This is a genomic window from Xanthomonas sacchari (assembly GCF_040529065.1).
GTDB classification, from domain to species: Bacteria; Pseudomonadota; Gammaproteobacteria; order Xanthomonadales; family Xanthomonadaceae; genus Xanthomonas_A; species Xanthomonas_A sacchari.
On sequence record NZ_CP132343.1, the window covers coordinates 4097752 to 4112367 of the forward strand.

General features: G+C 70.1%; 13 protein-coding genes and 1 pseudogene. 5 read left to right on the forward strand and 9 right to left on the reverse strand.

Features of this window, described 5'->3' with window-relative positions; genetic code table 11:
- Positions 1-59: 59 nt before the first annotated feature.
- From RAB71_RS17315 to RAB71_RS17335, 5 genes and pseudogenes are all read right to left on the reverse strand, one after another.
- Positions 60-737 (reverse strand): TorF family putative porin, encoded by a 678-nt coding sequence (locus tag RAB71_RS17315; protein WP_234006644.1) that lies wholly within the window; start codon positions 735-737, stop codon positions 60-62.
- 327 nt (positions 738-1064) lie between these two features.
- A complete protein-coding gene (locus tag RAB71_RS17320; RefSeq protein ID WP_010341357.1) occupies positions 1065-2105 on the reverse strand; it encodes a sulfate/molybdate ABC transporter ATP-binding protein in 1041 nt (346 codons plus the stop codon).
- A gap of 7 nt (positions 2106-2112) precedes the next feature.
- Positions 2113-2979: pseudogene (gene cysW / locus RAB71_RS17325) on the reverse strand (sulfate ABC transporter permease subunit CysW); the annotation flags it as partial.
- Between the two features lie 89 nt (positions 2980-3068).
- On the reverse strand, positions 3069-3917 hold the full coding sequence (locus RAB71_RS17330; protein WP_234006643.1) for an ABC transporter permease subunit: 849 nt from the start codon (positions 3915-3917) through the stop codon (positions 3069-3071).
- Between the two features lie 256 nt (positions 3918-4173).
- The gene (locus RAB71_RS17335; protein WP_010341354.1) at positions 4174-5196 is read right to left on the reverse strand and encodes a sulfate ABC transporter substrate-binding protein; all 1023 of its coding nucleotides are present in this window, start codon (positions 5194-5196) and stop codon (positions 4174-4176) included.
- 193 nt (positions 5197-5389) lie between these two features.
- Here RAB71_RS17335 and kbl point away from each other — a divergent pair, with 193 nt between their 5' ends.
- The gene (gene kbl, locus RAB71_RS17340; protein ID WP_010341353.1) at positions 5390-6592 is read left to right on the forward strand and encodes a glycine C-acetyltransferase; all 1203 of its coding nucleotides are present in this window, start codon (positions 5390-5392) and stop codon (positions 6590-6592) included.
- Position 6593: 1 nt separating this feature from the next.
- Positions 6594-6986, forward strand: a complete 393-nt coding sequence (locus RAB71_RS17345; RefSeq protein WP_010341352.1) for a hypothetical protein — start codon at positions 6594-6596, stop codon at positions 6984-6986.
- On the opposite strand, the gene RAB71_RS17350 is transcribed toward RAB71_RS17345, so the two are convergent.
- The 4 genes from RAB71_RS17350 to RAB71_RS17365 form a co-directional block, all read right to left on the reverse strand.
- Positions 6937-7665 (reverse strand): pseudouridine synthase, encoded by a 729-nt coding sequence (locus RAB71_RS17350; protein WP_052471023.1) that lies wholly within the window; start codon positions 7663-7665, stop codon positions 6937-6939. The genes RAB71_RS17345 and RAB71_RS17350 overlap by 50 nt on opposite strands.
- Positions 7666-7816: 151 nt before the next feature.
- Positions 7817-8314, reverse strand: a complete 498-nt coding sequence (locus RAB71_RS17355) for a hypothetical protein (protein ID WP_019801306.1) — start codon at positions 8312-8314, stop codon at positions 7817-7819.
- A gap of 282 nt (positions 8315-8596) precedes the next feature.
- Positions 8597-9694, reverse strand: a complete 1098-nt coding sequence (locus RAB71_RS17360) for an OmpA family protein (RefSeq protein WP_104609545.1) — start codon at positions 9692-9694, stop codon at positions 8597-8599.
- A 277-nt stretch (positions 9695-9971) separates the two neighbouring features.
- Positions 9972-10883 carry a LysR family transcriptional regulator gene (locus tag RAB71_RS17365; RefSeq protein WP_010341837.1) on the reverse strand — a complete coding sequence of 304 codons (912 nt, stop codon included), beginning with the start codon at positions 10881-10883 and terminating at the stop codon, positions 9972-9974.
- 99 nt (positions 10884-10982) lie between these two features.
- On the opposite strand from RAB71_RS17365, the gene RAB71_RS17370 reads away from it, so the two are divergent.
- Genes RAB71_RS17370 through RAB71_RS17380 form a run of 3 tightly spaced genes read left to right on the forward strand, consistent with a single transcriptional unit; the run spans position 10983 to position 14604 of the window.
- On the forward strand, positions 10983-12233 hold the full coding sequence (locus RAB71_RS17370; protein WP_104609546.1) for an MFS transporter: 1251 nt from the start codon (positions 10983-10985) through the stop codon (positions 12231-12233).
- Positions 12230-13525, forward strand: coding sequence for an SGNH/GDSL hydrolase family protein (locus RAB71_RS17375; protein ID WP_029561933.1), 1296 nt, complete (start codon positions 12230-12232; stop codon positions 13523-13525). Before RAB71_RS17370 ends, RAB71_RS17375 begins: the two co-directional genes overlap by 4 nt.
- A gap of 44 nt (positions 13526-13569) precedes the next feature.
- On the forward strand, positions 13570-14604 hold the full coding sequence (locus RAB71_RS17380) for an aldo/keto reductase (RefSeq protein ID WP_010341834.1): 1035 nt from the start codon (positions 13570-13572) through the stop codon (positions 14602-14604).
- Positions 14605-14616 lie beyond the last annotated feature (12 nt).

The following is a 14616-nucleotide window of genomic DNA, read 5'->3' on the forward strand; positions in this document are numbered from 1 at the left end:
TGGAAAAGACGAAGGGCGCCTTGCGGCGCCCTTCGTCGTTCATCGCGGCAGCGACGCGATCAGAACGCGATCGTGCCCGAAACCACCACGCGGTGACCGGCCAGGCGCTCGGTGAAGTTCTCCGGGCCCTTGTTGTCGGTGTCGTAGTAGCCCACGCTCAGCGCCAGCGGGCCGACCATCTTGCCCACGCTGACGTTGTAGTCGGTGTAGTCCTGGTACGCGGTCAGCGCGCTTTCGTAGGTGGTGCGGCCGACGTGCGCGCCGACGCTGAAGCCCTGCGGCAGCGACCAGTTTCCGTCCAGCGCGTAGTAGAAGCTGTCCTTGTCCAGGTTGTACACGTTGTCGGTGTACGCCACGGTCAGCGTGTAGGTCTTGAGGAACTTGGTCTTGGTGATCAGTTCGTTGTAGTTCAACCGGCCGGCGCCCGGGTAGCCGTAGCGGTTGACCATCACGTCGAAGTTCCAGTCCGGCGAGAAATCGACGTTGTAGCCGACGAAGCCGTCCGTTTCCCAATCCGGATCGCCCGCGCCGAAATCGACGTTGGACCCCCAGGCGCCCACGTACAGGCCGAACGGCGAGGTGTAGGTGAGACCAGCCTGGAACGCCGGACCCTTGTCGGTCTGGGAGACGCCGCGGAACACGTAGTCACTGACCACGCCGTAGGAGCCGGTGATCGGCGAGGTGGGCGCGTCCTGGGCCAGGACGGTGAGCGGCGAAGCGGCCAGTGCGACGGCCAGGGCGAGAGTGGTCTTGTTCACCGGTCATTCTCCTGTGGTTGACGAGGGAGGGGGTTGCAGCGCTGGCGCAGAAGCGCCTTCACGGTTTTTTAACCGCTTTGATCTTGCAGCGCAACAACTTTTCGTCTGCCGCGCGACATGACCGGACACACAGCCGCCAGTCCGGGTCAGGCGCGGACATCCCCGGTCCGTCGATCGCGGTCACGGGCCCGCCAGACAGGAGGGGCGGCCGGCGCCGTGGTGGTCAGGCCGCGACCGAGCGGACAGCCGCCAGGGGCACCGGCACGCAAGCGTGTCAGCGGCCGCTGAAAATGCCGCGATGGCGCCTCAATCCGGCCGGGCGAAGACACCGTAGCGGCGCGCGCGCAGGTGCAGCGGCTGGCCCGGCGCATAGTCGGATGCGCCCTCGCCCGCCGGCAGTTCCACCTCCACCTCGTCGTGGCCATGCGCCAGTTGCGCACGCAGGCGCAGGCGCGGGCCGCTGCGCTGGATCGACAGCACCGTCGCCGCCCAGCCCTCGCTGCCGGGCGCCAGGTCTTCCGGTCGCACGTACAGTTCGACCGGGCCGGTGGACAGCAGGGTCGACGGCGCCGGCAAGGCCAACCCGCCGACCTGCACCGCCCCGTCGTGCAGGCGCGCCGGCAGCCGGTTCACCGCACCGACGAAGCCGTACACGAAGGGCGAGGCCGGCTGCTCATAGACCTGCGCCGGGCTGCCGACCTGCTCGATCCGTCCGCGGTGGAGGATCGCCACGCGGTCGGCCAGCTCCAGCGCCTCTTCCTGGTCGTGGGTGACGAACACCGTGGTCAGGCCGGTGCGTTCGTGCAGTTCGCGCAGCCAGCGCCGCAGGTCGCGGCGGACCTGTGCGTCGAGCGCCCCGAACGGTTCGTCGAGCAGCAGCACGCGCGGCTCGATCGCCAGCGCGCGCGCCAGCGCCACGCGCTGGCGCTGACCACCGGACAGTTGCGCCGGGTAGCGCCGCTCCAAGTCGTGCAACTGCACCAACGCCAGCAGCTCCTGCACCCGCGCGCGGATACGCGCCTCGGTCCAGCGCGCCTCGCGGCGCACACGCAGGCCGAAGGCGACGTTCTCGTACACGCTCATGTGCTTGAACAAGGCGTAGTGCTGGAACACGAAGCCGACCCGGCGCGCCTGCACCGACAGCGCGGTGGCGTCCTCGCCGTGGATCAGCACGCGTCCGCGATCGGCGTGTTCGAGTCCGGCAATCACCCGCAACAGCGTGGTCTTGCCGGAGCCGGACGGCCCCAGCAACGCCAGCAGTTCGCCCTGGCGGATGTCCAGGCTGATGTCGTCGAGCGCGGCGAAGTCGCCGAAGCGCTTGCTCAGGTGCTGTACGCGGATGCTCATTGCAACCTCAATGTCGGTGAGTGGCGGCCAGCGCCGCGCCGTGGCGCCAGTGCAGCCAGGACTTCACGGCGAGCGTCAGCAGCGCGGTCAGCGCCAGCAGGCTCGCGCAGGCGAAGGCAGCGCTGTAGGCGTATTCGTTGTAGAGGATCTCCACATGCAGCGGCAGCGTGTTGGTGCGCCCGCGGATATGCCCGGATACCACCGACACCGCGCCGAACTCGCCCATCGCCCGCGCACTGCACAGCAGCACGCCGTACAGCAGGCCCCAGCGGATGTTCGGGAAGGTCACCCGCAGGAACGTCTGCCAGCCGCTGGCGCCCAGGCTCAGCGCTGCCAGTTCCTCGTCGTCGCCCTGCTGTTCCATCAGCGGCATCAGCTCGCGGGCGATGAACGGGAAGGTGACGAAAGTGGTCGCCAGCACGATGCCCGGCAGCGCGAACACGATCCGCGGCAGGTGCAGCAGGACCTCGCCGAACAGCGGCAGGTGCAGGCGCACGCCCTCGTCGATCAGCGGCCAGGCCCAGCCGTTGCGGCCGAAGAGCAGGATGAACAGCAAGCCGGCGACCACCGGCGACACCGAGAACGGCAGATCGATCAGGCTCACCAGCAGGCGCTTGCCGGGGAAGCGGTGCTTGCTGACCGCCCACGCCGCAGCCACGCCGAACACCAGGTTCAACGGCACCACGATCGCCGCCACCACCAGGGTCAGGCCAATCGCCGCCAGCGCATCGGGATCGGAGATCGCACGCCAGAACACGCCGGCGCCGCCGCGCAACGCCTCGACGAACACCAGCAGCAAGGGCAGCAGCAGGAACGCCAGCAGGAAGCCGAGCGCGCCGCCGATCAGCAGCCGCCGCACCCAGCGGGGCTCGTCGACCACCGAGGCCTGCACGTGCGCCTGGACGGCGCCCGCACCGGCCTGCCCGGGGCCGCGTGCCGCCAGCGCGGCCACCACCGACGCCATCACGCCACCGCCCGGCCGCGCCGCGCGAACCAGGCCTGCGCCGCGTTGACCAGCAACAACGACAGCAGCGACAACAGCAGCATCGCCGCGGCGATCGCGCTGGCGCCGCCGTAGTCGAATTCTTCCAGACGAATGGTGATCAGCAACGGCGCGATCTCGGTGGCGTTGGGCAGGTTACCGGCGATGAAGATCACCGAGCCGTACTCGCCGACGCCGCGCGCGAACGCCAGCGCGAACCCGGTCAGCACCGCCGGCCACAGCGTCGGCAGCAGCACCCGGCGTACGGTCTGCCAGCGCCCGGCACCGAGCGTGGCCGCCGCCTCTTCCAGCTCGCGCTCGGCCTCGGCCAGCACCGGCTGCACGATCCGCACCACGAACGGCAGCCCCACGAACACGAGCGCCACGACGATGCCCAGCGGCGTGTAGGCGACCTTGATCCCGCCTGCGCCGCTGCTGTGCATCAGCCCGGCATAGCCGATCAGCAGGCCACCCACGCCGAGCGCGGCGAGGCTGAGCACCGCGACCGTGCCGAACAGGCGCTGCAGTGCGCGCAGCGGTGCCGGCAGCAGCGGCTGGCTGCGCCGCAGCAGCGCGTAACCGATGGCCGACAACACCAGCAACAGTGCCAGCCGCGGCCACCACCAGGCCAGCACCGGCAGGCTGGCCGCCAGTGCCTGCGCCGGCTGCTCCAGCCAACGGCCGATCCAGCCGTTGCTGCCGTACAGCGCGGTCAGGGCGATGCCGGCCACCGCCGTCGGCAGCGCGAACGGCAGGTCGATCATCGCGTCGAACAGGCGCTTGCCGGGAAAGCGATAACGCACGAACACCCAGGCCACCCAGGTGCCCATCACCGCATTGAACGCGGCCGCGGCCAGCGCGGTGCCGAAGCTCAGGCGCAACGCCGCCAGCACCCGCGGCTCGCTCCACACCCGCCACACGCCCTCCCAGCCCAGCCCGCTGGTCTTGAGCAGCAACGCGAGCAAGGGGATCAGCACCACCAGCCCCAGCCAGGTCAGGGTGATGCCCAGGCTCAACCCCAGGCCGGGCATCACCCGGCGCTGGCGCGGTGCGCGGGGAACGGCATCGGCGGTCACGGCCATCGCGTCACTTGCTCGCCTGGATCTGATCGAACAGGCCGCCATCGTCGAAGTGCGTGGCCTGTGCCTTGGCCCAGGATCCGAATGCCTGATCGATGGTCACCAGGCGCACCTTCGGCAAGCGCGCCAGGTCGGCGCGGTCGGCATACTCGGGATGGCGCGGCCGGTAGTAGTGCCTGGCCGCGATCTTCTGTCCTTCCGGCGAGTACAGGTACTTGAGGTATTCCTCGGCCACCGCGCGGGTACCGTGCTTGTCCACGTTCTTGTCGACCAGCGCCACCGACGGCTCGGCCAGGATCGACAGCTTCGGCACGACGATCTCGAACTTGTCCTGGCCCAGTTCCTGCTGCGCCAGGAACGCCTCGTTCTCCCAGGCCAGCAGCACATCGCCGATGCCGCGCTGGACGAAGGTGGTGGTGGCGCCGCGCGCGCCGGTGTCCAGCACCGGCACGTTGCGGAACAGCGCGCGCATGTAGTTGAGGATGCGTTCGCGGTCGCCCTTGAAGATGTGGTCGGCGTAGGCCCACGCGGCCAGGTAGTTCCAGCGCGCGCCGCCGGAGGTCTTCGGATTGGGGGTGATCACCGACACGCCGCTGCGCAGCAGATCCGGCCAGTCCTTGATGCCCTTGGGATTGCCCTTGCGCACCAGGAACACGATGGTCGAGGTGTAGGGCGCGCTGTTGTCGGGCAGGCGCGTGGCCCAGTTCGCATCGATCAGCTTGCTCTTGGCGGCGATCGCGTCGACGTCGTAGGCCAGCGCCAGCGTCACCACGTCGGCCTCGACCCCGTCGATCACCGCGCGCGCCTGCTTGCCGGAGCCGCCGTGCGAGGTCTCCACCGCCACCTGCTCGCCGGGATGCAGTTGCGCCCAGTGCTTGGCGAAGGCGGCGTTGTAGTCCCGGTACAGCTCGCGGGTGGGATCGTAGGACACGTTGAGCAGTTGCGTCTCGGCGGCGGCCGCGGCCCCGGCGAGCGTGCACAAGGCGAGCGCGAGGAGCAGGCGCCAGCGGCGCGACGGAAGGCTGGACATGGATGGTTCTCCGGGAAACCCACAGGCAAACGCCGCGGCCAATGCCCGCCGCGGACCATGACGCATGCTGCGCAGCGGCAGGCGACGGGTGAAATGACTTCCGGGCAGCGGCTCATGCCATTTGCGCATGACGACACCGACGCCTGCGGGCACCGCGGTAAAATCGCCACTTCTTTCGCCGCGCGTGCCCGTCATGACCGACTCCCGCCTCACCCAGCACTACGCCGAGGAACTGGACGCGATCCGCGCCCAGGGCCTGTTCAAGTCCGAGCGTATCATCGTCGGCCCGCAGGCGGCGGAAATCGTCCTTGCCGACGGCCGCCGCGTGCTCAACTTCTGCGCCAACAACTACCTGGGCCTGGCCGATCATCCCGAACTGATCCAGGCCGCCAAGGACGCGCTGGACACGCACGGCTTCGGCATGGCCTCGGTGCGCTTCATCTGCGGCACCCAGGACCTGCACAAGCAACTGGAGGCGCAGATCGCCGCGTTCTTCGGCACCGAGGACACCATCCTCTACGCCGCCTGCTTCGACGCCAACGGCGGCCTGTTCGAACCGCTGCTCGGCGAGCACGACGCGATCATCTCCGACGCGCTCAACCACGCCTCGATCATCGACGGGGTGCGCCTGTGCAAGGCCAAGCGCTTCCGCTACGCCAACTGCGACATGGCCGACCTGGAAGCGCAGCTGCAGGCGGCCGACGCCGCCGGCTGCAAGACCAAGCTGATCACCAGCGACGGCGTGTTCTCGATGGACGGCTTCATCGCTCCGCTGGACGAGATCACCGCGCTGGCGAAGAAGTACAACGCGCTGGTGCACATCGACGAATGCCATGCCACCGGCTTCCTCGGCGCCAGCGGCCGCGGCTCGGCCGAGGTCAAGGGCGTGCTGGACCGGATCGACATCTTCACCGGCACCCTGGGCAAGGCCATGGGCGGGGCGCTGGGCGGTTTCACCACCGGCCGCCGCGAAGTGATCGAACTGCTGCGCCAACGCTCGCGGCCCTACCTGTTCTCCAACTCGCTGCCGCCGCACGTGGTCGCCGCCGGGAGCAAGGCCTTCGCGATGCTCGACGCCGCCGACGACCTGCGCGCGCGGCTGGTCGAGAACACCGCCTACTTCCGCGAGCGCATGGCCGCCGCCGGTTTCGACATCAAGCCCGGCACCCATCCGATCTGCCCGGTGATGCTGTACGACGCGCCGCTGGCGCAGCGCTTCGCCGAACGGCTGCTGGAGGAAGGCATCTACGCCATCGGCTTCTTCTTCCCGGTGGTGCCCAAGGGCCAGGCGCGGATCCGCACCCAGATCAGCGCCGCGCACACCCGCGAGCACCTGGACCGGGCGATCGACGCGTTCACCCGCATCGGCCGCGAACTGGGCGTCATCACCGCCTGAGATGCGCGCCGCGCTGCGCCAACGGCTGTTGCTGGCGGCGCAGACCGACGCGCAGGCGCAAACGCTGGAGGACGGCTGGGAGACCCGCTGCCTGCATTGCCGCCGGCGCCTGCGCCTGCGCGCTGATGGCGAACCGCTCGGGCACAGCACGCTGGAACACGTAGTGCCGCAGGCCTGGTTCGGGCGCCGCGTCGCCACGGCACTGTGCGCCCAGGTCGGCGACGATCCCAACGATGCCCGCAACCTGGCGCTGGCCTGTGCCGGCTGCAATCATGCCAAGGGCCGCCACCACGATGCGCGCGGGCCGCAGGACGCGCGCGCCCGTGAGGTAGTCGCCGCCCTGCTCAGCGCGCGGCTGGCGCGCTGGCGTCCGCCGCCGGCGCCAACGCCGTGACTTCGGCGGCGCTGAGTTCGCGCCACGCGCCCTTGCCCAGCTCGCCCAGCGCCAGCTCGCCGATCGCCACCCGCACCAGCCGCAGCACGTCCAGGCCCAGCGCGGCGAGCAGCCGCCGAATCTGCCGGTTGCGGCCTTCGTCCAGCACCACTTCCAGCCAGGCATGGCGCTCGCCCTGGCGCAACGGGCGCACCTGCTTGGCCCGCAGGGCTTCGCCCTCGGCAACCACGCCGGCGCACATCCGCGCCAGCAGCGCCGCGTCGGGGATCGCATCCACCTGCACGTGATAGGTCTTGTCCGGACCGCTGACCGGATCGGTCACCCGCGCCGCCCACTGCGGGTCGTTGCTGAACAGCAGCAGGCCCTCGCTGGCCTTGTCCAGGCGCCCGACCGGGGCCAGCCACGGCAGGCCGGCGCCATCGAAACAGCGGTAGACGGTGTCGCGGCCGCGTTCGTCCTGCGCGCTGGTGACCAGCCCGCGCGGCTTGTTGAGCATCAGGTACAGGCGCTTGGTATCGGCCAGTGGCGCGCCATCCAGGGCCAGCCGGTGGCGGCCCTGCAGGATCGGGAATTCGGGATCGGTGACGATGCGTCCGTCGACGGCGACGCGGCCGGCGGCGATCCAGCGCGCGGCCTCGGTGCGCGAGCACAGGCCCAGCTTGGACAGGGTGCGGGCCAGGCCGTGCCGCGGCGCGGCCGGCGTGGCGTCGCGCGCCGGCGGGCGCGGACGCGCGGGCGCCGCCTGGGGCGACGCCGGACGGCGGGAACGCGGCGGCTTCACCCCTCGCACGGCGTCGACGGGCGCGGCCGCGGGCGGCCGCGCACCGGACTTACTGCTTGTTGGCCTCGGCCGGAGCCGGTGCCGGCGCTTCGGCGGCAGCCGGTGCCGGCGCCGGACGCGCCTTGACCACGCGCACGCCACGCGCCTTCATCCAGGCGTCGAACTCCTCGGCGGTCATGCGCTTGCCGTTCTGGCTCATGTCGAACCGCCAAGGGGTGTTGTCGAACGCGGTGGCCGGCTTGTAGGCGGCCGGATCGTTCGGCTTCACCGCGCCAGGAGTGGCGTTGGCCAGGCTCTGGCAACCTTCGGCGCGCAACCGCAGCAGCACGCGGTCCAGCGACTGGTCGCTGCTGTAGGACTGGGTCAGCACGCCGCTGGGCATGCCCAGCTGCACGTTGCGGCTGAACAGTTCCGAAGCGACCGGCGCGGCGACCGTGGCCGGCAACGCCAGCGGCTTGGGCAGCAGATCGCCGGAGCAATCCGGTGCGGCGTGGGCCGCAGGAATCAGGGCAAGCGCGAGCAGGCTGGCCGTCACGATACGCAGCATCGGTTTTTTTCCATTCAGGCGAGTCGACGAGCGAGTGTAGGCAGGCCCCGGCGTGCTTTCAACTGTTACCGGCACTACATGCGCTAAATAATTGGGATTGCTGAAAAAGTTCAGCTTGAACGCTTTGTGCATCCTGCGGGAGCGGCTTCAGCCGCGACAGGCATTTCCGGGACGTCTGTCGCGGCTGAAGCCGCTCCTACAACGACACCGACATACATCCCCACCCCACAAAAACAAAGCCCGGCGCGAGGCCGGGCTTTGCTTGAGACTGGAAGCGTCCGATTAGTTCTGGACGTTCAGCTCGGTACGACGGTTCTTGGCGCGGCCTTCCGGATTGTCCGAACCATCCGGGTTGGTGTTCGGCGCAATCGGACGGCTCTCGCCGTAGCCGATCGGACCGACCAGACGCGAAGCGTCCACGCCGTTCTTCACCAGGTAGTCGTACACGACGCGGGCGCGGCGCTCGGACAGCTTCTGGTTGTAGGCTTCGGTACCCTTCGAGTCGGTGTGACCGGCAACCTCGACGCGCAGGTCGGGGTAACGCTTCAGGATCTCGGTGGCCTCGCCCAGGATCGCCACGGCGTCCGGACGCAGGTTCGCCTTGTTGAAGTCGAAGTTGACGCCCTTCAGGTCGATCGACACCGGCACCGGGCAGCCGTCCGGACCGATGGTCTGGCCAGGCTGGGAGTTCGGGCACTTATCGTCGCAGTTGTTGACGCCGTCACCGTCGTCGTCCAGATCGGCGCAGCTCGGCGCAGCGGCCGGCGGCGGCGGCGGGGCGACCGGGGCGGCCGGCGGCGGGCCCAGCGGGATCACGACGCCGACCGAGGCCAGCACGTCGCCGAACCAGTTCTGCGACGGAGCGGCAACGCTCTGGTCGTCGAAGTCAGCGCGGTAGGCCACTTCGGCACGCACGGCAACGCGCTTGTCGAAGGTGGTCTGCAGACCGACGCCGGCCTTGGCGGCAAAGTTGCCGTCCTTACGCTGGCCCGGGGAGACCGGACCGCCGGTGTCGAACTCTTCTTCCGAGCGCTGGTAGCCCAGGCCGAACAGCAGGTACGGGTTCCAGCCGCGGCCTTCCTGGATGAAGTGGCGACGCAGGTCGAACGAGATGCCGTACTGGCTCCAGTTCAGGTCCTGGTTCTTGTCGAAGTTCGGGTTCTGATAGTTCAGCTCACCGTCCAGCGACCAGTTCGGGTTGATGAACTTGCCCAGGCCCAGGGTGACGAAGGGCGCATCGTTGGTGGTGCGGTCCTTGTCCTGGAAGTTGAAACCAGCCGAACCGGTCAGGTACCAGCGGTCGTCGAATTCCTGCGCGGACGCTGCCTGGGCGACGGCCAGACCGCCCAGCAACGCGGCGGTGAGAATTTTCTTGTTCATTAATACAACTCCTTGTTTCGGGGAGATAGAAACCGGTAGAGGCATGGTTCTGTACAGATGTCTCGTCACATCCAGACGGCCGTTTCCGCACGCCATCGCCGCGCACATTATGCGCGGCATAGTGAAGATGGCGTTAACGAGCACGTAACATGTGAAAGTCAACGCCAGCCGCTGCCAGGCCGTGGATACACCCTATACAGCTTGATGAAATCCCGCAATGCGGCAGGCGCGTGACCGTTTGCGGTCGTAGACAAGGACCCGCAGGGCGACCGAGGTCTCACCCCGGCCGTGCCCACGGCGGCGGGTCGGCCAACTCGACCTGCATGAACTCGACGAAGGCCCGCACCCGTGGCGGCACCAGCCGCCGCTGCGGCATCACCGCGTAGATGCCGGTCTCGGTCAGCGGGTAGTCGGCCAGCACCTGGCACAGCCGTCCCTGCCGCAGGTCCTCGGCCACGTGCCATTCCGAATGCAGGGCGATGCCCTGGCCGTTGACCGCGGCATCGCGCAGCACCTCGCCGAAGTTGGTCTCCAGCGGCCCAGCCACGCGCACCGCGATCTCGCCGTCGGGTCCCTGCAGCCGCCAGGTGTCCTGCCGGCCGTCGCTGCCGGTCAACAGCAGGCAGGCGTGCGCGGCCAGATCGGCCGGCATGGCCGGGGTGCCGTGGCGGCGCAGGTAGTCGGGCGAGGCGCAGAGCATGCGTCGATTGCCGGCCAGGCGCCGCGCGACCAGGCTGGAGTCGCGCAGGGTGCCGATGCGGATCGCCAAATCGAAACCTTCGCTGACCAGGTCCACGACGTTGTCGCTCAGGTGCACGCTCAGCCGCACCTGCGGATGCAGGGCCATGAAGCGTGGCAGCACGGGCGAGACATACAGGCGCCCGAACGCGGCTGACATCGTCACACGCAGGGTGCCGGCGGCGCTGGCGCCGGCCTGGCGCAGGCCGCCGGCCAGCGATTCCAGGTCCTCGACCAGCGGCCGCCCCTGCTCGGCCAGTTGCAGGCCTTCCGGGGTCGGGTGCAGGCGCCGCGTGGTCCGGTGCAGCAGACGCACGCCGAGCGCGCGTTCCAGCCGCTGCAGCCGCTGGCTGGCGACCGCCACCGACAGGTCCAGGCTGCGCGCGGCGGCACTGATCGAGCCGAGGTCGAGCACGCGCAGGAACAGGGCGATGTCGCCGATCCGGTCCATTGTGTGGATTCCATTGAAAGTCGTTCAACATTTTTACTGTTTTTACTGAAGACATGCAGGCCTAGGCTGCCGTCCTCCCGCCACTTCCGGAGCCGCCGCATGGCCGCCTCGCTCGCTCCACCTCCCCAACAACCCGCTGCAGGGCGCACGCCGCTCGCGCTGTACGCGCTGACCGCCGGCGCCTTCGGCATCGGCACCACCGAGTTCGTGATCATGGGCCTGCTGCTGCAGGTCGCCGCCGACCTGCGGGTCAGCGTTCCGGCCGCCGGGCTGCTGATCTCCGGCTATGCGCTGGGCGTGTTCCTCGGCGCGCCGCTGCTGACCGTGGCCAGCCGGCGCTGGCCGCGCAAGCGCGTGCTGCTGGCGCTGATGCTGGTGTTCACCGCCGGCAACCTGGCCTGCGCGCTGGCGCCGAACTACGCGGCGCTGATGGCGGCGCGGGTGGTGACCTCGCTGGCGCACGGCACCTTCTTCGGCGTCGGCGCGGTGGTCGCCACCACCCTGGTGCCGCCGCAGCGCAAGGCCTCGGCGATCTCGACCATGTTCACCGGCCTCACCGTCGCCACCCTGCTCGGGGTGCCGGCCGGGGCCTGGCTGGGCCTGCATGACGGCTGGCGTGCCACGTTCTGGGCGGTGGCGGGGATCGGCGCGCTGGCCACCGTGGTGATCGCCGCGCTGGTGCCGGCCGACCGCGCCGCACCGGCGACCGTGCCGCTGCGCGAGGAACTGCGCGCGGTCGGCCGCGCGCCGGTGCTGCTCGGCCTGGCGACGACAGTGCTGGGCTATGCCGGCGTGTTCGCCGTGTACACCTATGTGCAGCCGCTGCTGACCCAGATCACCGGGGTTTCCGAGAGTGCGGTGTCGCCGCTGCTGCTGGTGTTCGGCGTGGGCATGATCGTCGGCAACGTGCTCGGCGGACGCCTGGCCGACCGCCGCCCGCGGCAGGCGCTGCCGCTGAGCCTGGGCGTGCTGGCGGTGGTGCTGGCGGCGCTGACCCTCGCCCTGCCCTCGGCGCCGGCGATGGCGTTGGGCATCGGTCTGCTGGGCGTGGCCGCGTTCGCCACGGTGGCGCCACTGCAGGTGTGGGTGCTGGGCAAGGCCGGCGAGGCCGGCCGGCATCTGGCCTCGAGCCTGAACATCGGTGCGTTCAACCTGGGCAATGCACTGGGCGCCTGGCTCGGCGGCCTGGTGCTCGGCCATGGCGGCAACCTGTCGCAACTGCCCTGGGTGGCGGCACTGCTGACCCTGGCCGGACTGGCGGTGGCGCTGGGCGCGCTGCGGCTGTCGCCGGCTGCCGCCACACCCGCCGCCAATCACGGCGCGGGTTGCGCCGCCGGCGGTGCGGCATGAGCCGGCCGATGGCGACGGCCGGGCTGGCGGCGGCGCTGCTGGGCACGGCGATCATGGCGGATGCGGCCCCGCGCGACTGGATCGCGACCTGGCAGGCCAGCCCGCAGCCGCTGTGGAGCGCGGACTTCCCGTTCCCGACGCAGACGCCGTTCCACCTGTGGCGGCAGACCGTGCGCCAGGTGGCGCGGGTGAGCCTCGGCGGCAGCGAGGTGCGGGTGGAACTGAGCAACGCCTATGGCGATGCGCCGCTGCACATCGGCGCCGCGTCGCTGGCGCTGGCCGGCGACGGCGCGGCAATCCTGCCCGGCTCGCAGCGGCCTCTGCGCTTCGGCGGCAGGACCGAGGTGACCGTGCCGCCGGGCGCGCCGGTGCTCAGCGACCCGGTGGCGCTGAGCGTGCCGGACCTGGCCCGGCTCAGCATCAGTCTGTACCTGCCGCAGCCGACCGCACCGTCCACCTTCCACTGGGAAGGCCTGCAGAGCGCCTGGCTGGCCGAGGGCGAGCGCACCGCCGACGCCAGCCTGGCCGACGCGACGGCGCTGCCGGTGCGGCTGTTCGTCAGCGGCATCCAGGTGCGCCGGGCCGATGCCATCGGCGCGGTGGTGGCGCTGGGCGATTCGATCACCGACGGGGCCGCCTCGACGCCGGGACAGGACAGGCGCTGGCCGGACCAACTGGCCACGCGGCTGGCCGCGCAGCGGGTGGCGGTGCTCAACGCTGGCATCTCCGGCGGGCGCGTGCTGCGCGACCGCATGGGCCAGAACGCGCTGGCGCGGCTGGACCGCGACGTGCTGGCGCAGCCCGGCGTGCACACCGTGATCCTGCTGATGGGCATCAACGACATCAGTTGGTACGGCACGCCGTTCGCGCCGGACGATGCGCCGGTGCCGGCCGAGGACCTGATCGCCGGCTACCGGCAATTGCTGCAGCGCGCGCAGGCACGCGGCCTGCGGGTGATCGGCGCCACCCTCACCCCGTTCGAGGGCGCGCTGCCGGACTCGCCGATCCCCGGCTACTACACCGCGCAGAAGGAGGCCGTGCGCCAGCAGGTCAATGCCTGGCTGCGCGCCGGCAATGGCTTCGACGCGATCCTGGATCTCGATGCGCTACTGCGCGATCCCGCGCACCCCACGCGGATGCGTGCGGATTTCGACTCGGGCGATCACCTGCATCCCGGCGATGCCGGCTACGCGGCCATGGCCGAGGCCGCTGCGCAGTTGCTCGGCGCCACCACGCCCGCTTCCACCTCCGCTGCGACCGCCGCCGTCGACACCGACGCGGCGGCGCGCTGACGCCTTCTCCACCCTCACTCCCCCTTCGCTATCAGGAGTTCTCCATGGAATACCGTCATCTCGGCGCATCCGGCTTCAAGGTTCCCGTGCTCAGCTTCGGCACCGGCACCTTCGCCGGCACCGATCCGTTCTTCGCCACCTGGGGCAATTCGGACGTGGACCAGGCGCGGCGCCTGATCGACATCTGCCTGGAAGCCGGCGTCACCCTGTTCGACAGCGCCGACGTCTATTCCGGCGGCGCCGCCGAATCGGTGCTGGGCGCGGCGATCAAGGGCCGCCGCGACCAGGTGCTGCTCTCGACCAAGGCCGGTTTCCGCTTCGACCGCGCGTCGCCCAACAGCGTCGGTTCCTCGCGCTTCCATTTGATCCGTGCAGTGGAGGCGGCGCTGACCCGCCTGGGCACCGACTATCTCGACCTGTTCCAGTTGCACGGCTTCGACGCGCACACGCCGGTGGAGGAGACCCTGTCCACGCTCGACGACCTGGTGCGTGCCGGCAAGATCCGCTACCTGGGCGTGTCCAACTTCTCCGGCTGGCACCTGATGAAGTCGCTGGCGGTGGCCGACCGCCACGGCTGGTCGCGCTATATCGCGCACCAGGCCTATTACTCGCTGATCGGCCGCGACTACGAGGAGGAACTGATGCCGCTGGGCCTGGACCAGGGCGTGGGTGCGCTGGTGTGGAGTCCGCTGGGCTGGGGCCGGTTGACCGGCAAGCTGCGTCGCGGCCAGCCGCTGCCGGCCAGCAGCCGCCTGCACGACAAGGCGGTGACCGAGGCCGGCCCGCCGGTGGAGGACGAGCGCCTGTACCGCGTGATCGACGCGCTGGAGGCGATCGCCGCGGAGACCGGCAAAAGCGTGCCGCAGATCGCGCTGAACTGGCTGCTGCAGCGGCCGACGGTCAGCAGCGTGATCATCGGCGCACGGACCGAGGAGCAGTTGCGGCAGAATCTGGGGGCGGTCGGCTGGACCCTCGATGCCGCGCACCTGCAACAACTGGATGCAGCCAGCGCCGCAGTGCCGGCGTATCCGTACTGGCACCAGCGCGGCTTCGCCGAGCGCAACCCGCGGCCGGTCTGAGCCGCGGCCGTG